Origin of the sequence: Chryseobacterium rhizosphaerae, from assembly GCF_003385455.1 — a bacterium.
Classification (GTDB): domain Bacteria; phylum Bacteroidota; class Bacteroidia; order Flavobacteriales; family Weeksellaceae; genus Chryseobacterium; species Chryseobacterium rhizosphaerae.
Genome location: NZ_QNUF01000003.1, coordinates 18,306 through 42,902, shown reverse-complemented (window position 1 = coordinate 42,902; position 24,597 = coordinate 18,306). Strand labels below are relative to the sequence as shown.

Here is a 24,597-nt window from a genome sequence, read left to right as displayed (position 1 = left end):
GTTGCAGCCTGCAAAATTTTAATGATTTGTTGTTTTAAACAACATAAATTTTGGAGTATCGCTACATAGTAATCTCCTGCTTGCTATCTGCCACTTGCGATCTAATTTTAACTGATTAAATTCCTGTACTTTTCTTTATTATCAAGAATTACCCAAAGATTAATTAGAAGCAAAACAATAGACATGCCTATCCCCATTTGGGATGGATCTCTGTATACATTTTGAAGGAATATTCCTACCATGACAGGTAATATGATAATTGCGCCCAACGCTCTGGTTTTTGGGAAAATAAATAATATCCCTCCAACAATTTCTACAACGCCTACCAAAGGCATTAGCCAGCCAATTTCAGTGAAAGCAGCGTATATTTTCACCTGCTCATCCGTCATTTTAGGCATGGGAGCATACTGGAAAAACTTGGTTAAGCCCGCATTGATAAAAGTAAGTGCGAACAACAGACAGAAAATGAATTTTACGATTTTCATAATTGGTAATTTTATATCAAATGTAAAACAAATATGAGATTTGTTTATTCATTTTTAATAAAAATTACAATTTTCGTGTTTCTTTTTTGATATTGGTGTGTTTTAAGTACTGCTCTTTGTTTGTGGCTTGATACCTATGCCTAATCCATTTCCTCGAGGGTAATATTCTTGGAAATCTTATAGCTTTTCTTCTTTTTATTAGGTTTTTGTTCTTCCCCAAGCAGTCTTCCCCAAGGTTTTAAATCATCTACTTTTTCACAGATGATTTTAATGATTGCAATGGCTGGAATACACAGAAACATTCCTGCTATTCCCCAAAGATGTTCTCCTAAAAGAATTCCGATAAAAGAAAATAATGCGTTGATTTTCACTTTTGAACCTACTACAAATGGCAGAACAATATTTCCATCCACAGCATGTACTCCAATATAGCCAATAATAACATAAATACAGGTAGATGGTGTAGAGGTAGCAAATGCAATAAAACAGGATATGACAAGAGAGATGAAAATTCCAAGATATGGAATAACATTGAGCAGGCCTGTTAGGACCGCTAAAAGGATGGCATATTTCACGCCTAAAATAGTGAGAACGATAGAGGTAAGCGTGGATACAATAATAACCTGAAGAAAAAGACCGAAAATATATTTTTTGGTCATCACGCGAATCTCTGTTACCGCTTCCTGCACACTGTTCTTATGTCTTTCGTTAAAAACAGTAACAATAAAATTATTTAAAAGTCTTCGGTAATTTAAAATGAAGATGAAGAACAATGTGAAAAATAGAATAAACCCGAATCCTGTTGAAAATATTCCAAATGTAAATCCTAAAATAGCCCCTGAAGAAGATAAAAGTTTATTCAGTCCTTGGTTGATGTAATCTACCTGTTCATCTACTTTGACATTGAATGTTTTAGAAACCCAATGCTGAAGATTATTAAATAAAGTGGTAAACTGTTCTCTGAGATGAGGAAGATCCTTACTGAAGTCAGACAATTGGGTGCTGAAAAAATATATCACCCCACTTAAAATGACCAACATCATAAAAACGGAAGTCATTGTAGATACAGACCTTGGAAATCTGAGCTTTCTTTCCATGAAAGTGGCTACCGGCAAAAATAGCATAGCCATCAGGAATGCAAAGAAAAATGGAGCTAGAATACTCTGTCCTAATGCCAGCAGATAACCAATGCCAATAATAGAAATTACAACCAATGTAAGCTTGGTAAGGAAAGGGAGTCTAAGAAAATTCATAATTTAAAATATGCAGTATGGATTAAAAATAAGAAAACCCACTGAATTGAGAAATTATTTAGGGATCAACTTGAGTTTTATTTTTAGCACAGCAAATTTTATTCCATCAAAATGAAGACTGAACATATTTTATACGGGTTAACATCAAACAGAAACACGTTCCGGATATCCGAAACGTGTTTCTTTATTGAGAAGTTGATATGTTATAATGAATTATTTTTCAATAGCGATGTCTATGACCTCCTCCATTCTGCTGACATAGTGAACTTTCAGGTTTTTTAAATAGTCCTTTTTGATCTCTTCTACATCTTTTCTGTTGGCATCACACAATATGACATCTTTAACTCCAGCTCTGGTTGCAGCAAGAAGTTTTTCTTTAATTCCCCCTACAGGAAGAACTTTTCCTCTTAGTGTAATTTCTCCTGTCATCGCAAGGTGAGGTTTTACCTTTTTATTTTTGAAAGAAGAAACCATAGAAGTCAGCATGGCAATACCTGCTGATGGCCCATCCTTAGGAGTTGCCCCTTCAGGAACGTGAACGTGGATGTTTTTCTTATCCAGTTCCTCCTGTGGTATTCCCAGTTCGTCATGTCTTGCTTTAATATATTCCAGCGCAATGGTTGCTGATTCTTTCATCACGGTTCCCAGATTTCCGGTCATGGTTAACGTTCCTTTTCCGTTGCTCAGGATACTTTCAATGTAAAGAATATCTCCACCTACACTCGTCCAGGCTAAACCTGTAACAACACCGGGTACTCCTGTGATTTCAGATAGACTTTTAGGTCTTGGAACGCCTAGGATTTCATCTACTTTTTCAACAGAAATTTTAGAGTCATAATCTTTTACCAGGGCTGTCTGTAATGCCACCCATCTGGCGATGGACGCAATTCTTTTCTCTAAACTTCTTACTCCGCTTTCTGAAGTGTGTGCCTCTATAATGTGCTTAAGCTCAGGGTTTCCAAGTTTAAATGACTTGGTGTCCAATCCATTTTCCTCCTGTTGTTTCTTGATCAGGTGTCTCTTTGCAATTTCAATTTTCTCCTCCAGTGTATATCCTGCAATCTGTATGATCTCTGTTCTGTCTAAAAGAGGACTCTGTATGGTTGACAATGAATTGGCTGTTGCTATGAACATGACTTTGGATAGGTCATAGCCCATTTCAAGAAAATTATCATAGAAAGATTTATTTTGTTCGGGATCAAGAACTTCCAGCAATGCTGAGCTGGGATCGCCATGAAGACCCTGTCCGATTTTATCAATCTCATCCAGAACGATTACAGGGTTAGAAGTACCGGCCTTTTTAATAGACTGTACAATTCTTCCTGCCATTGCTCCGATATAGGTTTTTCTGTGTCCGCGGATTTCACTTTCATCATGAAGGCCACCTAAAGATAATCTTACGTATTTTCTTCCTAAAGCATCAGCAATAGATTTTCCTAAAGAGGTCTTACCTACTCCCGGAGGTCCTACCAATAAGAGAATAGGAGATTTCATGTTGTTTTTTAATTTTAAAACAGCCATATGCTCCAGGATTCTTTTCTTGATATCTTCCAATCCAAAATGAGCTTTATCCAATACTTTCTCTGCTTTTGCAATATCAAAAATATCTTTGGTGTAAGTTTCCCATGGAAGATCCGTAAAGAAATCCAGATAATTTCTCTGAACATTATAGTCCGGAGAATTTGGATTCTGACGCTGTAGTCTGCCAATCTCTTTCTGGAAATGGTCTTCTACTTCCTGGCTCCATTTTTTGGTTTTGGCTTTAGCAATGAGATCTTCTACATCACTTTCAGGACCGCCGCCCAACTCTTCCTGGATCGTTCTGATCTGTTGGTTCAGGAAATATTCTCTTTGTTGTTTGTCAAGATCCTTGGAGGTTTTCTGATGGATCTGGCTTCTTAATTCCAGCTTTCTGAAATCCTCGTGCATCATTTCATAGCATTTCTTAGCTCTTTCCATCATGCTTTTTTCCTCCAGCAGCTTTTGCTTTTCCACAGAAGGGAAACTGGAGTTGGTGCAGATAAAATTCAAAAGATCATCATTATTATTGATGTTTTTGATGGCAAAATTAGCTGCATTGGGAATGTTAGGATCCAGTTCAATGATTTTTAAAGCAAGCTCTTTAATGTTTTCAAGCAATGCCTCATATTCCTCCTGATTTTTAGGCTTGGAATCTTTTAATTTTGAAATTTCAGCTTTAAAATAAGGCTTAAGATCAACAATTTTTTTGATCTTAAATCTGTGAAAACCTTTAGTAATAGCTGTAATATTGCCTTCAGGTAATTTTATAATCTTAATGATCTTGGCCAGTGTTCCGGTAAGATAGATGTCTTTTTCAGTAGGTTGTTCCAGATCTGAATTCTTCTGGCTTACGATTCCAATAAAATCTCCGTTCTTCTGAGCTTCTTCAAGAAGTTGTATTGAGGTTTTTCTCCCTGCAGTAATAGGAATTACCACATTAGGGAACATTACCATATTTCTTACAGGAAGTATAGGGAATATTTTTTGTTCGGAATTTTTATCAGTTTCCGAAAAGTCGGAAAGATTGATTTCCTCAGTTACGATATCAAATCCGTCGCTGATCATTTCTTCTAAACTAATATCTTCAAATTCTGTCATACTCAATCAAATGACAAATTGTCATTTTCGTTTTTAATCGTTAAAGTGATTTTTTATAATAAGCCCTGAAAACGGGTGATATATTATAATACTCTATGTTGCACAATACTTATGCCATTTGTTTTTTACGAAAAAATATGGTCAAAATTTCCTTTTTTGAATAAACTTGATGATTAAAAATTAAAATAAAGCACTTCTATTTCTGTAATTTCTTAAAAATGTGTATTTTCGCAAACTGATAAAAAACTATAATTTATAAAATGGCAATTTTAGGACAAATTAGGAGTAAGCCTTGGCTTTTAATGGGAGTAATAGCCTTAGCGCTTTTAGCGTTTTTGGTTAACCCAGACAGTATTGACAAGGTTTTTGGTAAAAATCCTGACATTTTAGGAAAAGTAAATGGTGAAAAAATTACCCGCGAAGAGTTTAACGATCAGCTTTTCGTATTGCAGCAACAAGCTGAACAACAAGGCGGTCCAAAGACCGGTCTTGAAGAACAGGCTTGGCAATTATTGGTGCAATCTAAACTTATCAAACAGCAGTTCGAGAAATTGGGCTTTGAAATGACTGATGATTATTTCTGGAACCAGATTCAGTATGATCAGATGTTTGCTCAGAATAAACAGTTTTTTGATGAGAAGGGTAACTTTAAGACTCAAGAGCTTAAAAAAGAAATCGAAACATTACAAAGTGCTAACCCTCAGGGATATGCTCAATGGTTGAAAACAAAGAAGACGATTGAATACAGACTGATGGCGAGACAGGTATTCAGCAATATTTCAGCAGGTATTACTACAGGTAAAAAAGAAGCTGAAGAATTGATGAAACAGAGAGATCAGCTTGCAGATATCGACTTTGTGAAAGTGGACTATGCAGCTTATCTTCAGAAAACTAAAATTAATGTTACGACGGAAGATCTTGCTAATTACATCAAGCAGCATCCTGTAATGTTCAAAGCTGAACCTAGCAGAAATATTGGAATTGTATATTTCCCATCTAAGCCTAGTGCAGCAGATGATGCCGCAGCATTGAAAGAAATTACAAAATTATACTCAGCAGGTAGTGATGCCAGCGGAGGTACGGAAAACTTCCAGAATACAAAGAACGATTCTATGTTTGTAATGGCAAACTCTGATATGCCTTTCAATCCTCAGTATATGAAACCGGCTCAGTTACCGGCTACAATACAGAGTCAGATTGCTACGGCAGCAATAGGACAAACTTTTGGCCCGTATAAAGAACAGGATTTTTATGTAGTGTCTAAACTTGTTGGTAAAAAGACTTCAGATTCTACATTGTCAAGACATATCCTTATTGCTTTCAAAGGAAGTCCTGCCGGAGAAGGAGTAACAAGATCTAAAGAGCAGGCTAAGAAATTGGCAGACTCTATTGGAGCTATTGTAAAAGCAACTCCTGCTAAATTTACAGAATTCCTTAAGCTTTCTAACGATCCAAATTCTGCAGCACAAGGAGGAAGTTTAGGATGGACAACTCCAGAAACTCCTTTCGTTCCTGAATTCCTTACTTACCTTGCAAATAATCCTAAAGGAGCTACAGGGGTAGTAGAAACACAGTTCGGTTATCATATCATCAATATTGAAGATAAAAAATCCGGATCAATGGGGTATCAGGTTGCTAACTTAGTGAAAGCAATTAAAGCTTCAGATACTACAGAAGCAGAAACAGATAAGAAATCAAGAAAATTCATTCAGCAGATTCAAGGGAAATCTTTCAACGATTTTGTGAATATTGCTAAGAAAGATAACTATCAGTTCTCTAATCCAAAAGCAGCAAAAAGATTTGAAGGTCAGCTTCAGGGCTTAGGTACTGATAAAGACGCTGAGATCCTTACTTGGGCTTTTGATAAGAAAAGAACTAAAGGAGATACAGAATTATTTACTGTAGAAGGAACAGGTGACAAAATTGTAGTATACCTGAACGGAAAACAGGAAGCTGGTCTTGCTGATCCGGAATCTGTAAGAGATCAGATTGAAGTGATTGTTAAAAATAAATTGGCTGCAAAACAGATTTCTGATAAAATTGCAGGAGCTAAAGCTTCTAATTTAGATCAGATTGCTACATTGTTTGCTTCTTCAAAACAATCAGCTCAGGTGAATCTATTGAACCCTTCAGTAGCAGGTGCTATGGAACCTAAAGTGGCAGGTGCTGCATTTGGAGTGAAGAAAGGTCAGCTTTCTAAGCCGGTTGAAGGTGGAACAGGAGTATATGTTCTGATCAAAAAATCAGAAACAATAAACAAACAGCCTGGAGATCTTAAGCAGTTCACAGAATCTATTACACAGAGAAATGCAGGAATGTTCGGACAGGCTTGGTTAAAGAGTCTTCAGGATAATTCTGAAATCGAAGATTATAGAATTGAGATCTGGAATAAGGTAGGAAATCAACAACAATAAGAAATTAAATTTCAACAATATAAAAGCGACAAATTTTTTTGTCGCTTTTTTTTGTATTTAACGCAGAACAATAACCGAAAAGATTTATTTAAAATGTACTATATTTGCTTATTAGAAAAAAATTAGCAAGTGAAGTTCAGTAAAGAATTAAAAGCTGGTGTGATCACACTTCTAGCTATCGTAGGCTTTGTGGTGTTGTTTCAATTCATGAAAGGGAAAAGCCTTTTTACTACCGATAATATATTTTACGCAAAATATGACAATGTGGAAGGCCTTGCGCAATCTTCAGCGGTGTCTATCAACGGTCTGAAAGTAGGGCAGGTAGATAAGATCATTCCTCAAACAGCAAAAGACGGTAAAATCAGCTTTATTGTCAAAATTACGGTTGATAACAAGTTCGAATTTTCAAAAAATTCAATGCTGGAAATTTTTGAACCGGGATTAATGTCCGGTAAAGAAATGAGAGTGAATCTTGTGTATGGAGGGGCTACTGCAAAAGATGGTGATACCCTGAAAGGAGCTTTTAAATTGGGAATGATGGGAAGTCTTTCTTCTCAGGTAGGCCCGGTTAAAGATCAGCTGCAGGTGGTATTACATAGAGTAGATTCTTTGATGACCAATGCCAATCAGATCTTTGATGCTCAGAATAGAGCTGAAATCAAGGCTTTATTAACCAATCTTAATAAAACCGTAGGAGCATTACAGGCAACAGCAGGAAGTGTCAATACACTGGTAGGACATAATGATCCTAAACTTCAGAAAGTATTGGACGATGCAAGCCTTACTATGCAGAGTGGAAAAGTAACCTTAGACAAATATGGAAACTTAGCACAAAGCATTGATACCAAACAATTAAATGCAACCATTGCCAATTTGGATACTACTGTAGGTAAGCTGAATCAGGTAATTGGCGGTATAGATAAAGGAGAAGGAAGTTTAGGCAAACTAATGAAGGATGAACAACTTTATAATAATCTGAATTCAGCATCTTCGAATCTGAATTCATTGATTGAAGATATGAAAGCGAATCCTAAGAGATATATTAATTTCTCGGTTTTCGGTAAAAATAATAAAGACTAATACGTCCTATGCAGTACATCGATAACATTATTTTCCTGATTTTATTAGTGGCTGGGTTTGGCTTGTTTGCTAAAAGCCTGCAGAAGATCTACAGAAATATCAGGCTCGGGCATGAAATTAACAGAAATGACAGAAAATCTGAGCGCTGGACTACCATGGCAAGAGTGGCTATGGGGCAGAGCAAGATGGTAAAACGTCCTGTTGCAGGGATATTGCACCTTTTTGTATACGTAGGTTTTATTATTATTAATATCGAGCTTATAGAAATTGTGGTGGATGGATTATTCGGAACCCACCGTTTCCTGGCTTCGGTTTTCGGACATGGATTTTATAATTTCTTTACTGCGACATTAGAGATTCTGGCACTTCTTGTAGTGATCGGAGTAGTGGTGTTCTTTATCAGAAGAAACTTTTATGGAGTCAAAAGATTAACTATGAAAGAGCTTTTCGGGTGGCCAAAACAAGATGCTAACTGGATTCTTATTATAGAATTTGCCCTAATGATGGCTTTCTTTAAGATGAACGGAGCAGATTGGGTTTTGCAACAGAGAGGCCTTCTTCCTGAGCATGGAAGTTTCCCTATCAGTTCTACCTTTTTAGCACCGGTTTTAGGTGGCTTTAGTGACGGTTTTCTTTTCTTTACAGAGAAAGCAGCATGGTGGTTCCATTTTGTGGGAATTCTTTTCTTCATGAACTATCTTTACTATTCAAAACATTTACACATTATTCTGGCGTTCCCAAGCACATGGTTTGCCAATCTTGATAAAAAAGGAAAATTCAATAATCTTGAATCTGTAACTAAGGAAATCAAATTAATGATGGACCCTAACGCTGATCCTTATGCCGCTCCGGCTGAAGGTGAGGCAGATGCTGCTCCTTCTAAATTTGGTGCAGAAGATATATTTGACCTCAATCAGGTACAATTGCTTAATGCCTATTCCTGTACAGAATGTGGACGTTGTACTTCTGTTTGCCCTGCTAATATTACGGGTAAAAAACTTTCTCCAAGATTAATCCTGATGAAAACAAGAGACCGATTGGAAGAAGTAGGAAAAAATATAGATAAAAACGGAAAATTTGTTGACGACGGTAAAAAGTTGTTGAATGATTATATCACAAAAGAAGAACTTTGGGCTTGTACCACCTGTAATGCATGTACAGATGCCTGCCCTGTATTATTAGATCCTCTTTCCATTATTTTTGAGATGAGAAGATTCCTGGTAATGGAGCAGTCTGCTGCACCACAGGAACTAAACCTGATGATGACGAATGTGGAAAATAATGCTGCTCCTTGGCAATATAACCAGGCAGACCGTTTGAACTGGGCAAATGATTAAATCATGAAAAAACTAATCTTCATATTTCTGTTCTTATGCTCAGGTTTTCTACTGGCTCAATCGGCGGATCAGAAGAAAATTCTTGAGGATTCACGGTCTTTCATATCTTTATTTCAAAAGAAAGATTATGATGGAATGCTGAATATGACCCATCCGGCAATATTTGAAAAAATTGATAAAAAATCAATGATCGATGGTTTCAAAAAAATGTTTGAGAAGAATGATGAATTTGAAATAGAAATGGTAGATACGGATCAGACCAGATTTAATGTTTCTGATATTTTTACCACTACAGATAACACAAAATATGCGTTCAGCAGCTATCCGATGAAAATGAAAATGACATTTTTAAAGGAAAAGTTTGATGAAGATAAAAAGAAGATGGTGCTGGGAATGATGGAAGCTCAAGGAATGAAGGCACAATTTATCAATGATACGACCCTGGAAATGAGTAAGCAAAGTATGATCCTTGCCCTCAATGATAAAACAACATCAAATGCCTGGAAGTATCTGAATTATGACGAAGCCAATCCTTTATATGTTTCTATAGTCCCTGTGGAGGTTATGAAAAAGGCAAAGGAATACTATGCTAACTTATTAATTAAACAAAAAGAAAATGCAAATTAAAACAATGGCAGAATTTGCTGCCGAAGGAAGATCCCCGGAAGTTTTATTTTGGGTTGGATGTGCTGGAAGTTTCGATGACCGCGCCAAAAAAATTACAAAAGCATTTTGCAAAATATTAAATAAAATAGGAGTTGAATTTGCGGTGCTGGGACAGGAAGAAAGCTGTACCGGAGATCCTGCAAAAAGAGCTGGAAACGAATTTGTTTTCCAGATGATGGCCCTTACCAATATTGAAGTACTGAATGCATATGAGGTAAAAAAAATAGTAACGGCTTGCCCGCACTGTTTCAATACCCTTAAAAATGAATATCCAAGCCTTGGGGGACACTTTGATGTGGTTCACCATACCCAATTCCTTAAAACATTAATGGAAGAGGGAAGATTAAAAATTGAAGGCGGTGCATTTAAAGGAAAGAAAATTACCTTTCATGATCCGTGCTACCTGGGAAGAGCCAACGACGAGTATGAAGCACCGAGATTATTGCTTGAAAAGCTGGATGCAGAACTTGTGGAAATGAAACGTTGCAAAACGAATGGTCTTTGTTGTGGTGCCGGAGGTGCACAGATGTTTAAGGAACCTGAAAAAGGAAATAAAGATATCAATATCGAGAGAACTGAAGAAGCCTTATCTTTTGAACCTAAAGTGATTGCTACAGGATGCCCTTTCTGTAATACGATGATGACTGATGGAGTAAAACACTTTAATAAAAATACAGAAGTTGCCGTAAAAGATATTGTAGAACTTCTTGCTGAAGCAGAGGATTTATAAGACTTTTATATACAATATAGATAAAAACTCAGGCTTTAGCTTGAGTTTTTATTTGTGATCAACTCAAGAATATTTCTTAATTTTGATACTTTAAATTGATAACATATGAAATCGTCATTCCATGATACTTTCTGACAGGAAGAACTGGTGATGAAGATAGCATATGGTATTAATAAATAAATACTTACATATGAAAATAGAAGAATCCAATATTGTAGAAACTAACGACTACAGAGTTATTATATACCCGGCTTCAAGGCCTTTTGAAACTAAAGAAGCAAAAGCAATTACTGAAAAATTGTTTGACTTCCTTGCGACATGGGCGGCTCACGGAAAAGCACTTTCTTCTTCTTTTAAAATTGAAAAAAATCAATTTATCATCATCTGTGTAGATGAAGAAAAAGAAATGGCTTCAGGATGCAGTATTGATGCATTGGGCAAGATCATGAGAGAAATTGATGAAGAATACCAACTGGGACTTTTCGACAGAATGAAAGCCAGTTTTGTAGACAACGGAGAGGTGAGGACATTAAAACTTCAGGATTTTAAATCCCAATTGAGAAGCGGAGAGCTTTCAGGGGATATCCAGGTTTTTGATTTCTCTAAAAATACCTATCTGGACTTCTTAAGCCACTTCCTTTTACCTTTGGAAAAAAGTTGGGCGGCTTCTATAAAATAAGTGTTTAAAGAAACACGGTAATCAATCAGAAAGTGGAATGTATTTCCACTTTTTTGTTTTAATGTATCTTTGCAGGGACTCAGTAATTGCTAATGCCAAAAGTACTTTTCTTAACGACCTCACACCGCTACGATGATGACAGGATTTTTTATCATCAGGCTAAAGCTCTCAGAGATGAAGGGTATACCGTTAAAATATGTAGTTTATATGCAGATTATAGAGGCTTTCTTGATGGGATTGATATTGAGTCTTATTCTGCTTTAGAAGAAAGCATAGAGTCGAAAATAAAAATATTCCGGGATGTTTGTCAGTCCTTTAAGCCGGATGGTATTATCTGCTCAGAACCTTTGGCAGTAATTGCTTCCAGAAAGTTTGTAAAAGACCATAAAATCAGCTGTATTTATGATATCACGGAATGGTATCCTGCCATGTCTATGCTTGAAGTCTATCCGTTTCCTGTTAAGATCATTCAGGCGGTAAAGTTTTTTCTAATTCAGCTGTATGCCGGTTTCCTCAGTACCCATTTTATTTTTGGAGAAACCACAAAGAAATTTCCTTTGGGCTATTTGTTTGGGTTTAAAAAACAGATGGTTCTTCCTTATTATCCGGATGAAATGTATATCCGGGAAAGTATAAAAAAACTTGAGCCTGGTACCCTTACCCTTTGCTATACAGGGATGATTTCAAAAGATAAGGGAATAGATAATTTCTTTAAAGCGGCTGATCGGGTAAGAAAAAAGGAGCCCCGGCTTAGACTTAAAATCCTTATTGTAGGATCTACAAGGCAGGAAAGTGATGAGATGTATTTTGCATCACTGCTTAAAAAATATGCGTTTGATGAGATTGAAATCAAAAAACCAACCTCTTTTGAGAAATTTACGGAAGCATTTTCCGGTGCTGACATATGCTTTGATCTCAGGGAAATCAATTTTGAGAATGATCACTCTCTACCGATCAAGTTGTTTTATTTTATGGGAGCCGGAAAACCCGTTATTTACTCCCATCTGAAGGGAATCCGGAAACATATGCGAAGTCTTTCGTTTGGAAGCCTTGTAGACCCTCAGAATGCGGAGCAGATTGCAGAAATCATCATAAAGTATGTGAAGAATCCTGAGCTGTACGATGCCCATGCATTCAATGCCAGAAAAGAATTTAAGGAAAAATACAATTGGGAAGTTATTCGTGATTCATTTGCTAATTTTGTAAAAAGAGCTATCGAAAAATTATAATCATGAAGCTTACTGTTATTAAAACCTTTATTTCGCGCTTTCTGATTCTGATCCTGAGTTTCGGTTTGGTTATTTATTCCACGAATATGTGGGGAAGTGAGGGAAAGGGAACCATTTCTATTGTCATTGCCAATGCTGCAGCAGTAAGCTTTTTCAGCAGTATCTTTTCAGGCAGCAGTACTTCTTATTTTGCTTCGAAGTTTAAGATTGAAAAAGTTTTGCTGTATGCCTATCTATGGTCTCTTGTGACAGGTATATTAATTCCTCTTGCCTTTAGTTTGGCCTCAATTCAGAGTGGCTATCTCCCTTACCTTATCGGTATCTCCGTTTTTTCTTCATTACTATCCACAAATATCAATTTATTTGTTGGAACCCAGAATATTAGAAAGTTTAATATCTATACAGTCTTACAACAGCTGGTGCATATTGTCTTTATTGGAATTTTCATCTATCTTTTCAATATTAAAGATGTTTCTGTGTATTTCCTTGCCCAGATTGGATGCCTGGGACTTTTATTTTTCACCAGTTTTTTTCAAATTATCAGAAAATGTAGTATTTCGGAAATATCTTTTTCAAAAGAAGTTTCAAGGAATATGTTTGAATATGGCTGGAAAACACAATTGAGTGCATTTGTCCAGTTTCTTAATTACAGGCTTTCATTTTATTTCCTTGAACATTTTGAGGGGATAGCAAGTGTAGGGATTTTTTCGATCGGGATTACCTTTTCAGAAGCCATATGGACGATTACCAGAAGTATTGCCGTGGTTTTATATTCCGATGTTGTTAACAGTAAAAGCAGGGAAGAATCTATAGAAAAGACGAAATCTTCACTTAAGCTGACGTTTATTCTTATGCTGGGTTTTGTTCTGGGAATCATTATTATTCCTGCTCAGGTTTACGAAATGATCTTCGGAAGAGAATTCAGGAATACCAAAGAAATTATGCTTCTTTTATCTCCCGGTATTTTTGCTATTGCGGTAAGTGATATGATCGGATATTATTTTTCAGGGATCAGGGAACTTAAGATACTGAATGTAAAGGCAATTGTGGGATTGGTGATTACAGTTGTTTTTTCTTTTATAGCCATCCCAAGATGGGGGATTTTGGGGGCATGTTTTGTGACCACATTTTCTTATTTAGCTTCTGCATTCCTGTTATTCCGGAAGTTTTACCGTTCTACGGAATTTAAACTGAGTGATTTTATGATCTCAAAAGAAGATATCCATCTTTTAAAAGCAAAATTTATAAAGAAATAGCTCCTTGTAGCCAGCAAATAAAGTCATTTTCCTATTTTTACAACCCTATTAAGATTTAGTATGTGCGGAATCAGCGGTTATTATTCATTTCATAAAAGTATTTCCTCTAAAAATATTTTAGAGATGAATCAGGCCATTAAACATCGGGGCCCGGATGATGAAGGCTTTTGGCTGTCCGACAAAAAAAAGGGAACCTCTTTTTCCGGAAGTGATTCCACTCCGAAAATAAAAGAACAGTTTCCGATTCTGGAAGATGATAAGTCAGAAATTGCTTTAGGATTTCGAAGACTTTCTATTATTGATCTTTCTGAAAAAGGGCATCAGCCTATGCTTACCGAAGATGAGCAGGTTGTAATTACTTTCAATGGGGAGATTTACAACTTCAGAAAGCTCAGGGAAGAACTTCAGATATTGGGGTATCACTTTGATGGATCTTCCGATACTGAAGTACTGCTGAAGTCTTATCAGGAATGGGGCACGGGCATGTTTGAAAAGCTGGATGGCATGTTTGCTCTCTGCATTGTGGATCTCAGTACACAGAAACTTATGGTAGCTAGAGATAGAGTAGGAATGAAACCTCTTTTTTATCATCAAAGTGAGCAGGGTATAGTTTGGGCTTCAGAAATAAAGGCCATTTTAAAGAATGAACTGGTAACGCCTGAAATCAATTGGGATGGAGTATATACCAACTTCCTTTTTCAGACGACATTAGCTCCCAAGACCTGTTTTAAAGGAATTTTTTCTTTAGAACCTGCTTCTGTGATGATCATTAGTCTAACAGATCAGAAACTGACCGTTGAAAAATTTTGGAAGCTGCCTTTAAAGACGGAGCAGGGTATTTCTGAAGAAGAAGCTGTAAAAACAATAGATCATTTGTTGTCTGAAAGCATATCGGAACAGCTGTATGCGGATGTTCCTGTAGCGGTCATGATGAGTGGTGGCATTGATTCTACGCTAATTGCCGCTAAATCAAAACCTTTTAATGCCAGGATCAACACGTACACTATTTCCTATCCTTTTTCTGAAGAGGAGATACAAAATGCTTCTCTGGCTGCCGAACATTTTGGAGTTCTGCATAAGGTTGAAAAAGTGAGCGATGAAGATGTTTTAGACCAGTTGAAAGAAAATATACAGCATTTTGAAGAACCCTACTGCAGCCTTGAAGTGCTGATCAATGCTGCAAAATATGCGAAAGATAATGGTATAAAAGTAGTGTTGAGCGGAAATGGGGCAGATGAGCTTTTTGGAGGTTATTCCCATACATTGAAGCTTAAGAAATGGCTTTTGATGAGGAATTTTAATTTTACCAGACATTTTATTTTCACGAAAGATCCTTTTTCCAGGAAGGTTAAAAACTACTTTTCTCAGGATTTTATGTTTGATTTTTTCCGTCAGAGCCAGATCAGTATGACCCCTTTTGAGGTGAAAAATATAATAACATCAGACATTTATAAAAATATTGATTCGGACCTTGCAGGTTATCATTTATCAGAATCAAAAAATTATTCAGGTTATTTTGAGTATGATATAAAATATTCTCTCTCTTCTCATCATGTTTTCAGAGACGATCTGAGTGCCATGAAATATGGGGTGGAATTTCGTTATCCCTATCTCAGTAACCGCTTGATAGATTATGTTGCGGTTTTGCCGGAGCATTTCAGGTTTAATGGTATTCAAAATAAACCTTTATTACGTAAAACAGCAGAAAAATATCTTCCTTCCGAAGTTTTGAATATGTCAAAAAGAGGTTTTTCTTTCCCTCTTAACCACTTTATTAAGAATGAACAAAAAATCAGAAATTTTATTATTGAAAATCTTGAGAGCCTGAAAAAAAGAAATTTTTTCAAAACAGAAGTTATTGATGAATGGTGGAACCGTTTGGAAAATGAATATGACTGGGTGAAAATCTGGCAGCTGGTGACTTTTGAACTATGGTACCAGAAATATTTTGAGAAATAAAGAAGGAGTCTAAAGATTAATATTTTATCTTTGTTGTGAATGAGAAATTTTGTTTTTGGAATATTGGTTATGGCTTTCGCACTTTTAAGTTGTAAAAGTGATGATGAATCTTTACAAAGGATTGATCAGATCATGAATATTTATATGGTTAATAGTGCAGGGCAGGATTTGTTGAATAGCAAAAAGCCAGGATCATTTAGCGGGTATTCGGTGAACGACAGTTTAGGAGACAGAGATATTTCTCCTGTTAATATTCCGCTGAGAATGAGGGCTGATTCTACATTTTATATGGAATATATTGCGGGGGCAAAAAGAAAAAGGCTGGATTCTGTAAGTCCGGATAATCCGGGAACAGGCAATTCTTACTATTCTGTAATGACGCTTGGCTTAAGAAGAACTGTGAATAATGTCGCAGATACTATCACAGACAGATTAAGAATCGAGTATCGTAAAACACCCACTTTATTCCAGGTATCTAAAGTATATTACAATGATGTGCTGCAATTTTCCAAAGAAGCAGATCAACCAAATTCGATAAATACCTTTACTATCACAAAATAATTTTAAATTTGTACAATTGTTAGTTTATTTGAAGCTAACTTTCTAATATTTAACATCTCAATAAAATGTTACAAGTCAATTTTTTACGCGACAATAAAGAGCGCGTTTTAGAAGGTCTTAAGAAAAGACAATTCAAGAATCTTGAGTTGGTAGACGAGGCTATCGCTGCTGACGAAGAAAGAAAAAGAATCCAGTTTGAATTAGATTCCCAGCTTTCCGAGATCAACAAAATCTCCAAAGAAATCGGACTTTTGATGAAGGAAGGAAAGAGAGAAGAGGCGGAATCGGCAAAATCTAAAACAGCACAGTACAAAGAGTCGAGTTCAGAATTGAAAATTCAGTTAGAAGCAAAAGAAGCTGCTTTATTGGAGATTTTATACCAACTTCCCAATATACCAAATGAATTGGTAAAGAGTGGAGCTTCTGCAGATGATAACGAAATTATTTTCCAGTCTCATACAGTGGAAGGCCTTGGCGAAGGAGCTATTCCTCACTGGGAACTGGCAAAAAAATATAACCTGATTGATTTTGAATTGGGAGTGAAAATTGCGGGTGCCGGTTTCCCTGTTTATCTGGGTAAAGGAGCCAGATTACAGAGAGCTTTGGTTCAGTATTTCCTTGATAAAAATGTTGATAAAGGATATACAGAAGTAAATCCCCCTCACGTAGTAAATGAAGCATCCGGATTTGGAACAGGTCAGCTGCCTGATAAAGAAGGACAAATGTACTATATCAATGAAGATAAACTATATTTAATTCCAACGGCAGAGGTTCCGGTAACCAATCTTTACCGTGATGTATTGCTTGATGAAAAAGATCTTCCTATTAAAAATACGGCTTTTTCTCAGTGTTACAGAAGAGAGGCGGGGAGCTACGGAGCTCATGTAAGAGGACTGAACCGTCTTCACCAATTCGAAAAAGTAGAAATTGTAAGAATTGAAAAACCGGAAAATTCTTATGCTGTTTTAGAAGAAATGGTAGAACACATCAAAGAAATTCTTACTGATCTTGAACTTCCTTTCAGGGTGTTAAGACTTTGCGGTGGTGATACAGGTTTTGCTTCTGCGATGACCTACGATTTTGAAGTGTGGAGTGCCGCTCAGGAAATGTGGTTGGAAGTAAGTTCTGTATCTAACTTTGAAACGTTCCAGGCTAACAGACTGAAATGCCGTTACAAAGCAGATGGTAAGTCTCAGCTGGTTCACACCTTAAACGGCTCTGCAATGGCATTGCCAAGAATTATGGCTGCATTGCTTGAAAACAATCAAACTGCAGAAGGAATCAAACTTCCTAAGAAAATTGCTGAATACGCAAGATTTGAAGTGATAAACTAATCAATATAGAAACTAAATAAAATAGAGCCCACCAATTCATTTGGTGGGCTCTATTTATTCTGTTATGATAACAATCTTTTGGTCTGCATTTTTGAGCTTTGCTTCTGTATCATATAAAGTTTTCAGATCATATTCTATCCTTACCGAATAATCATCGGTCTGCTTCAGCCATTCATGTTTTCCTGTAATAGATTTTATTTTGTTTTCAAATTTTAAAGAAGTTCCTATTTTCTTAAAAAACATCGTCATCATGCCTTCCATTTTTTCGGATTCTTCTTTTGATGTCTTGGTACGAAGGGCCTCTTCAATATTTTTAAGGTTAAAATTTTCTGTGTCTATAGTCAGTGTTTTTCCATCCCAGCTATTGAAAATATTCTGATCGAGAGGGAGCTTTTCCTCCTTGGTAAAGTTTTTCAGCGCCCGATAGTCTTCAGGGGTGAAATGTTCCATTTTAAAGGCAAAGCCAGAAGGCTGATTGTTTTCTTTTTTAGATTTCATGAAAATCTTTTTCATGATTCTGATGGTGTCCGGATTCGCTGTTTTTAATTTCCCTTCCTGCTTCTCAAGTTCATAGATGCTTGTCCAGGTAGTGGGGAGCTTATCCATCTCTGCAAATTCATTCTGTTTCAGGGAGTCAGGAGTCATTGCTTTCATTTCTGCCATAAACTCTCTGGTGTCAATATCCGTTGCAGAGGTAGAGGAGGCATCCTGATGATAGATAATCTCAGAGTTGACACTACAGGATTCCAGCATAAAGAGGCTTATCAGAAATAAGACAATCATTTTCTTCATGGTTCTATTTTAAGTTTCTTTTTAATGGCAGTTTACGGCTCCGTTGGGATCTTTGGATATCGTCATGGCTTCTGCTTTGGGGGAAACGTAAGGTATTCCCAGTTCCAGACCTCTTAGAATGAATAATCCTCCCAGGATAATCATGATCACAGGAACAGCTTTTAAGACTTTTATTCTAAAGGCTTGATTCATGAGATTTCCGGCTAAAACAATAGCAAACATGAACGGTAGGGTTCCTAAACCAAATAAAGCCATATATGTGGCTCCCTGCCATATTCCTCCGCCTGCCAGGCTGGCTGTTAAAGCCATATAGACCATTCCACACGGAAGAAAGCCATTAAGAATACCTGTTGTAAATCTGGAACGGTAATCTGCCTTTTGAAGCAGTCTTCCTAAATTTGATTTTACAGAATATAAAAATTTGGAAAGAAAAGGGATTTTTGAAGCAAAATCTTTTCCCCCAAAAGAAAATACAGCCATAATAATGAGCAGAACCCCTGCGGTAATCGTCAGGTATTTCTGAAATCCCGCCATCTCAAAACCCTGTCCAATAATTCCAAGAAGAGCTCCTAATAAAGAATAGGTAAATATCCTTCCGAATTGGTAGGTGAGATTTTGAAGATAGAAATTTGCGGCCTGCTTCTTTGTGAGTCCCATCGATAAGGCAATAGGGCCACACATTCCGATACAGTGAAAACCGGAAGCAAAGCCTAAAGCAATAGCTGATATGACAAGTCCTATTTCCATATTACATCATAATCCATTCTGTAGTCTGTTTTATCTTTTGTCCAGCTCAGTCTTAAGGTATAGTTACCCATTTTCAATACCTGTGCAGGTATTACGAAAGTATGGTCAGCATCAAGCTGTACAGACTTTTTGATGTCTAAATTCTGATCATCGGTTCTGTTTAAAACAAATTTAGCCGTTGTATTAGAATTATCATATTCTTTTGGAAAAGTGATTTTTATTCCATTGGTATCCTGGCTGTATACAGGCTTTTCCTGCAGGTTATCAGCCTTTTTCTTGGAATCAATTACATCCTGGTACTGTAGTTCCTCTTCATAATAATTATCAGTGACCATTTCAGAATTCTTCTGCCCGTTCGGGAAAAGAAATAACATGGATAATATAAAAACTATGAATGCAAATAATGCGATTACAACACCATGTCCCCAACTAAAGTTCTTCATTTTTTCCGGATTTTTTTATTTGTCTTTTATGATACTCAAAAACCTCCCTGATTAATACTCTTTGAATCCCTGAGGTTTCGTAAAAATTAAAATTGTAGTTTGAAAGGTCCTTCAAAATAGGTCTGATAGGAATCTATCAGCTTGCCTTTCATATCGTAAACACCAATGGTAATATTCTGTTTAGAAAGTTTCATCTCATCTTCAGGGAAGCTGATATTGACGGTTCCTTTAGAGATTTTATCTCTGTCTACCTGAATTTTACTTGATGCACTGTAAATGATCTCACCATGGGCAGGATTAATGACCTTTATGGTTACAATTTTCTTATCGTTTGTTTTATTAAGGAAAGTATAATTGTAGGTATTGGTAATTTTTCCATCCCTTACAAAGAATGTACTTCCTGCAGGTTTAATGAATTTTGCTTCCATTTCGCCACGGCTGTAAAGAAGATATCCCAGGAATCCTACCAAAAGGAATAGGAATATCGAGAAGCCTTTCATTCTTCCGGTAAATTTAAACTGAGTCTCTTGCTCAATTTCATTTTCAGAAGCATATCTTACAAGACCTTTCGGAAGACCTACCTTTTCCATTACTTCATCACAGGCATCAATACACGCTGTACAGTTGATACATTCCAGCTGCTGCCCGTCTCTGATGTCAATTCCGGTAGGACATACCACTACACATTGGTGACAGTCTATACAATCTCCTTTACCTGCAGCTTTTCTGTCTTCACCCTTTCTCCATTTTGATCTGTTTTCCCCTCTTTTAAAATCGTAGAAAACGTTGATCGTATCTTTATCAATCAGTACCCCCTGAAGTCTACCATAAGGACAAACCAGTGTACAAACCTGTTCTCTGAACCATGCAAATACAAAATAAAATGCAGCCGTAAGGAGAATCATTACTATGAAATTGGTAGGATGGGCAAACGGCCCTTCAGAGACAATTCTAAGTACTTCTTCATAACCCACAATATACATAAACATAAAGTGAGTGATAATAAGTGATATAATGATATACACCGTCCATTTTAAGCTTCTTTTCCAGATTTTCTCACTATTCCACTCCTGTCTGTCCAGTTTCATTTGCTTGTTTCGGTCTCCTTCAATCAGATATTCGATTTTACGGAAGATAGATTCCATAAAAATTGTCTGAGGGCATATCCACCCGCAGAAAATTCTTCCGAATGCAATCGTAAAAACAATAATAAAGATTAAAGATGCGATGGCGCCTAAAGTAAGGATAAAAAAGTCCTGTGGATAGAAAGGTTGTCCAAAGATGAAAAATTCTCTGTCTATAACATTAAATAACAGCAATGGATTACCATTGATCTTGATGAATGGCAGTGAAAAATAAATAATGAGTAAAGCGTAGCTTACAAGGTTTCTATAGTTGGTGTATTTCCCTTTAGGTTTTCTTGGGAACACCCATCTCCTTTTCCCGGATTGCTCCATTGTCCCGATAGAATCTCTGTAAGTTTCAGGGTCCAGAACTTGCCCCTGTCCGCCTCTTGCTTCTATTTCTTCTATGTCTGACATATTGTACTAGGTTTAAAAAAGAAAAAACATAATTCGTTACTATTTTTTAGCTAATAACAAATTATGTTTTTTCATATGTTTCTAATTTCTTAAATTATTCTTTTTCCCAATGTGCTTCAGTTCCTTGAGGAGCTGCTCCTCCCTGAGCCTGAGTCACTGGTGGTTGCTCTTGATTGATGTGATATACATACGCTGCAATCTTCTCAATCTCGGCACCTGAAACTTCTCCGTTTTTACCGAATGCTCTCATCGCCGGGTTAGTAGGCGAACCATTCCAGTCCATATGGAAAACGTTCTTGAATAAAGTCTTCTCTGGTTGATTGATCCAGTAGTTATCAGTAAGGTTTGGTCCGATACCTCCACTACCGTCTTCTTTATGACAAGATGCACAGTTTGTTTTGAATAATTCTTTACCTTCTGCGATATTATCAGCTGAATATTTAGCTGTTTCAATCGTTACAGGAGGCTGAGTTTTTTGATATTCTTCAATGCTTGCCAATTGCTCTTTGTATTCTTTTTCATATTCGCTTAACGGGTGAGCGAAATCTGTAAATGAATAAGCGGCAATATATACAATACAAAAAGCAGTCCCAAAATAGAATAAACCTACCCACCATTTCGGTAATTGGTTGTCCAACTCCATAATTCCATCGAAACCGTGGTCGATAAGGATATCCTTTTCTTCAGTTTCAGATTGCTTTTTGAAAGCTGCATCATACATTCTTCTTAAGAAAGGAACTTTCTTTTCAGCTAAATAAGCTGCTTTTTCTTCCGGAGATAATTTTTTGAATTTGTTGTTTTCAATCAAATCTCCAATCGAACTATGGATGTATGCCAAGATACCAGCGATCACTACAGTTCCCCAGAAATAAGGTGAAGCTAGGAATGCGTAGCTCTGTACAAATAAATAATAAAAAACTATTAAAAGTCCAATTATTATCAAGATGTTTACGACAACAGGTGTTCTTTGTTTCATAAAAAATAGTTTAATTTTTTAAATTAAAATCGTCATCTTCATCATCCCCAAGTGGTGCCTCTTCTTCTTCTTTGTAATATTTTTTAGGCTTGCTAAAAACATAGATTATCAAAGCAACGAAGAACAGCATAAAGAAAATTAGAGCCAGGGTCTGGTAGAAACCAGCATTTTCTGTATTGGATAATATATCTTTAAAGTTCTGAGGAATCATATGAACATTTTAATGTTTAGTTATTACTTGCTGTTTTGATTTCTGTTGTTTTGATATCAGTTCCTAATCTCTGTAGGTAAGAAATAAGAGCAACAATTTCTTTTTTCTCCAATTCTCCCTGAGGTCTCTTAGCATAAGCCTCTTTCAAGTCATTTGCTTCAGAGAAGATATCTTTTACAATTTTTGCCGATTGGTTATTCGCCCACTGGTCTGCAGAATCAATTTGAGCCTTTGTATAAGGTACATCGAATGTATTCTTCATTAGCTTCATTTTGTCTACCATTTTAGATCTGTCTAGGTTAGTAGCGATCAACCAAGGGTAACGTGGCATGATAGAACCTGCTGATGTAGATCTTGGGTTATACATGTGTTTGTAGTGCCAAGAACTTGGGTTTTTACCTCCTTCTCTATGTAAATCCGGTCCTGTTCTCTTAGAACCCCATAAGAATGGTCTGTCATAGATGAATTCCCCTGCTTTAGAGTACTGTCCGTTTTTACCGTTAAATCTGGTAATCTCATCTCTGAACGGTCTGATCATCTGAGAGTGACATGCATTACATCCTTCACGAATATAAATATCTCTACCCTCTAATTCAAGCGGAGAATAAGGTTTTACTGCTGAAATGGTAGGAACACTTTTCTTAAGAGATAGGGTAGGGATAATCTCCACCATACTTCCTATTGAAATTGTACACAATGATAATACGGTTAACAATAATGGCATTCTTTCCAACCAAAGGTGGAATCCTTCTCCTTCTTTACGTTTGTTACCAATATTTGCTAAAGCTGGAGCTTCTGCAGGTACTTCTTTCTGGAATGATCCTTTTCTTACCGTAGCAATTACGTTTACGATCATTAGGATAGCTCCTGAAATATAGAATAGACCTCCTAAGAATCTCATTTTAAAGTAAGGGATAATAGCCGTTACAGTATCCAACCAGTTTTTCCATAATAATGTTCCGTCCGGGTTGAACTGTTTCCACATTAATCCTTGTGTGAATCCAGAAATATACATTGGTACTGCATAGAAAATAATTCCTAATGTCCCTAACCAGAAATGCCAGTTAGCTAATTTTACAGACCAAATTTTTGTTCTCCACATAATTGGTACCAGATAATAGATAACCCCGAATGCCATGAAACCATTCCATCCAAGAGCTCCTAAGTGTACGTGACCGATAACCCAGTCTGTAAAGTGACCAATTTTGTTGATGTTTTTAGTTGCTAAAAGCGGTCCTTCAAACGTTGCCATACCATAACAAGTAACAGCTACTACGAAGAACTTAAGGATAGGATTTTCTCTTACTTTATCCCAAGCTCCTCTTAAGGTAAGAAGACCATTTAACATTCCTCCCCAAGACGGTGCAATAAGCATGATAGAGAATCCTGTTCCTACTGCCTGTGCCCATGCCGGAAGTGCTGTATACTGAAGGTGGTGAGGACCAGCCCAGATATATACGAAAATTAATGACCAGAAGTGAATAATAGACAGTTTATATGAGAAAACTGGTCTGTCTGCTGCTTTTGGTAAGAAATAATACATTAAACCTAATACCGGAGTAGTCAATACGAATGCTACCGCATTGTGACCATACCACCATTGTACGATGGCATCTTTTGCTCCTGCATAAGCAGAATAAGACTTCCAGCCAGTGAATGATAATGGAACTTCAAGGTTGTTGAAAATATGAAGCATTGCTACTGCAACCCAGGTACCCAAATAGAACCAAATTGCTACATACAAGTGTCTTACTCTTCTTTTCGAAATAGTAAGAATCATATTAACCCCGAAAATGATCCATGAGAAAGCAATCAATATGTCGATCGGCCATTCATGTTCAGCATATTCTTTAGAAGTATTGATCCCCATAAAGAAGGTGATGAACGTAGCAACGATCATAAACTGCCAAGTCCAGAAATGTAACCATGATAATGTATCACTATACATTCTTGTTTTTAATAATCTTTGCGTAGAGTAATATACTCCAACATAAACAATATTACACACGAACGCGAAGATTACGGTATTGGTGTGCAACATCCTGATTCTACCAAAACCAAACGCCCCATGAGTGTTTATTAACCCTTGGATATTACCGGATGATAAACTATTAATGGTTGTATCATCTGTACCGAATAAGAATTCAGGTAATTCCGGGTAGAAAAGCATTAATGCCGCCGTAAGCCCAAACGTAAACCCTATAAAACCAAAGATGATGGTCGCATAGAGGAACGCACGGACAATACTATTGTCATAACTAAACTTTTGTGTTTCCATATCAACT

The 24,597-nt window shown here is 36.6% G+C and carries 21 protein-coding genes; 11 read left to right on the top strand and 10 right to left on the bottom strand.

From position 1 onward, the window contains the following. Positions 1 to 107: 107 nt before the first annotated feature. The 3 genes from DRF57_RS03160 to lon all read right to left on the bottom strand — a co-directional run bounded on the left by DRF57_RS03160 (position 108) and on the right by lon (position 4,357). Positions 108 to 485: a MauE/DoxX family redox-associated membrane protein gene (locus DRF57_RS03160; RefSeq protein WP_084087022.1), complete on the bottom strand. Its 378-nt coding sequence runs from the start codon at positions 483 to 485 to the stop codon at positions 108 to 110. Between the two features lie 140 nt (positions 486 to 625). Beyond that, positions 626 to 1,738, bottom strand: coding sequence for an AI-2E family transporter (locus tag DRF57_RS03155; RefSeq protein ID WP_047491773.1), 1,113 nt, complete (start codon positions 1,736 to 1,738; stop codon positions 626 to 628). A 213-nt stretch (positions 1,739 to 1,951) separates the two neighbouring features. Continuing rightward, positions 1,952 to 4,357, bottom strand: coding sequence for an endopeptidase La (gene lon, locus DRF57_RS03150; RefSeq protein ID WP_115916877.1), 2,406 nt, complete (start codon positions 4,355 to 4,357; stop codon positions 1,952 to 1,954). Positions 4,358 to 4,617: 260 nt separating this feature from the next. Between lon and DRF57_RS03145 the strand changes: the two genes are divergently transcribed. The 11 genes from DRF57_RS03145 to serS all read left to right on the top strand — a co-directional run bounded on the left by DRF57_RS03145 (position 4,618) and on the right by serS (position 17,602). Beyond that, positions 4,618 to 6,771 carry a peptidylprolyl isomerase gene (locus DRF57_RS03145; protein ID WP_115916875.1) on the top strand — a complete coding sequence of 718 codons (2,154 nt, stop codon included), beginning with the start codon at positions 4,618 to 4,620 and terminating at the stop codon, positions 6,769 to 6,771. A 129-nt stretch (positions 6,772 to 6,900) separates the two neighbouring features. Next, complete coding sequence (locus DRF57_RS03140) at positions 6,901 to 7,851, top strand: MlaD family protein (protein ID WP_047491766.1); 951 nt, start codon at positions 6,901 to 6,903, stop codon at positions 7,849 to 7,851. An 8-nt stretch (positions 7,852 to 7,859) separates the two neighbouring features. Next, complete coding sequence (locus tag DRF57_RS03135) at positions 7,860 to 9,188, top strand: (Fe-S)-binding protein (protein WP_047491763.1); 1,329 nt, start codon at positions 7,860 to 7,862, stop codon at positions 9,186 to 9,188. 3 nt (positions 9,189 to 9,191) lie between these two features. Next, positions 9,192 to 9,815, top strand: coding sequence for a hypothetical protein (locus DRF57_RS03130; protein WP_115916873.1), 624 nt, complete (start codon positions 9,192 to 9,194; stop codon positions 9,813 to 9,815). After that, the gene (locus DRF57_RS03125) at positions 9,805 to 10,584 is read left to right on the top strand and encodes a (Fe-S)-binding protein (RefSeq protein ID WP_047491756.1); all 780 of its coding nucleotides are present in this window, start codon (positions 9,805 to 9,807) and stop codon (positions 10,582 to 10,584) included. Before DRF57_RS03130 ends, DRF57_RS03125 begins: the two co-directional genes overlap by 11 nt. A 190-nt stretch (positions 10,585 to 10,774) precedes the next feature. Continuing rightward, the gene (locus tag DRF57_RS03120) at positions 10,775 to 11,263 is read left to right on the top strand and encodes a hypothetical protein (RefSeq protein ID WP_115916871.1); all 489 of its coding nucleotides are present in this window, start codon (positions 10,775 to 10,777) and stop codon (positions 11,261 to 11,263) included. A gap of 92 nt (positions 11,264 to 11,355) precedes the next feature. Further along, entirely contained in the window at positions 11,356 to 12,492 is a 1,137-nt protein-coding gene (locus tag DRF57_RS03115; protein WP_115916869.1) for a glycosyltransferase, read from the top strand. A 2-nt stretch (positions 12,493 to 12,494) separates the two neighbouring features. Then, the gene (locus tag DRF57_RS03110; RefSeq protein WP_115916867.1) at positions 12,495 to 13,748 is read left to right on the top strand and encodes a lipopolysaccharide biosynthesis protein; all 1,254 of its coding nucleotides are present in this window, start codon (positions 12,495 to 12,497) and stop codon (positions 13,746 to 13,748) included. 60 nt (positions 13,749 to 13,808) lie between these two features. Next, positions 13,809 to 15,707 carry an asparagine synthase (glutamine-hydrolyzing) gene (gene asnB / locus DRF57_RS03105; RefSeq protein ID WP_047491743.1) on the top strand — a complete coding sequence of 633 codons (1,899 nt, stop codon included), beginning with the start codon at positions 13,809 to 13,811 and terminating at the stop codon, positions 15,705 to 15,707. A gap of 39 nt (positions 15,708 to 15,746) precedes the next feature. Next, positions 15,747 to 16,268 (top strand): hypothetical protein, encoded by a 522-nt coding sequence (locus DRF57_RS03100; protein ID WP_047491741.1) that lies wholly within the window; start codon positions 15,747 to 15,749, stop codon positions 16,266 to 16,268. 65 nt (positions 16,269 to 16,333) lie between these two features. After that, positions 16,334 to 17,602 (top strand): serine--tRNA ligase, encoded by a 1,269-nt coding sequence (gene serS / locus DRF57_RS03095; protein WP_047491738.1) that lies wholly within the window; start codon positions 16,334 to 16,336, stop codon positions 17,600 to 17,602. A 54-nt stretch (positions 17,603 to 17,656) separates the two neighbouring features. On the opposite strand, the gene DRF57_RS03090 is transcribed toward serS, so the two are convergent. The 7 genes from DRF57_RS03090 to ccoN form a co-directional block, all read right to left on the bottom strand. Further along, positions 17,657 to 18,394 carry a hypothetical protein gene (locus tag DRF57_RS03090; RefSeq protein WP_115916865.1) on the bottom strand — a complete coding sequence of 246 codons (738 nt, stop codon included), beginning with the start codon at positions 18,392 to 18,394 and terminating at the stop codon, positions 17,657 to 17,659. Positions 18,395 to 18,415: 21 nt separating this feature from the next. Then, on the bottom strand, positions 18,416 to 19,141 hold the full coding sequence (locus DRF57_RS03085; protein ID WP_115916863.1) for a sulfite exporter TauE/SafE family protein: 726 nt from the start codon (positions 19,139 to 19,141) through the stop codon (positions 18,416 to 18,418). Next, positions 19,132 to 19,584, bottom strand: coding sequence for a FixH family protein (locus tag DRF57_RS03080; protein WP_084087038.1), 453 nt, complete (start codon positions 19,582 to 19,584; stop codon positions 19,132 to 19,134). The genes DRF57_RS03085 and DRF57_RS03080 overlap by 10 nt, the downstream gene beginning before the upstream one ends. 86 nt (positions 19,585 to 19,670) lie before the next feature. Continuing rightward, positions 19,671 to 21,125 carry a cytochrome c oxidase accessory protein CcoG gene (gene ccoG, locus DRF57_RS03075; protein WP_047491727.1) on the bottom strand — a complete coding sequence of 485 codons (1,455 nt, stop codon included), beginning with the start codon at positions 21,123 to 21,125 and terminating at the stop codon, positions 19,671 to 19,673. A 94-nt stretch (positions 21,126 to 21,219) separates the two neighbouring features. Further along, positions 21,220 to 22,101, bottom strand: a complete 882-nt coding sequence (locus DRF57_RS03070; protein WP_047491724.1) for a cbb3-type cytochrome c oxidase N-terminal domain-containing protein — start codon at positions 22,099 to 22,101, stop codon at positions 21,220 to 21,222. Between the two features lie 10 nt (positions 22,102 to 22,111). After that, on the bottom strand, positions 22,112 to 22,312 hold the full coding sequence (locus DRF57_RS03065; RefSeq protein WP_027373015.1) for a cbb3-type cytochrome oxidase subunit 3: 201 nt from the start codon (positions 22,310 to 22,312) through the stop codon (positions 22,112 to 22,114). Positions 22,313 to 22,328: 16 nt separating this feature from the next. Then, positions 22,329 to 24,590 (bottom strand): cytochrome-c oxidase, cbb3-type subunit I, encoded by a 2,262-nt coding sequence (gene ccoN / locus DRF57_RS03060; protein ID WP_047491722.1) that lies wholly within the window; start codon positions 24,588 to 24,590, stop codon positions 22,329 to 22,331. Positions 24,591 to 24,597 lie beyond the last annotated feature (7 nt).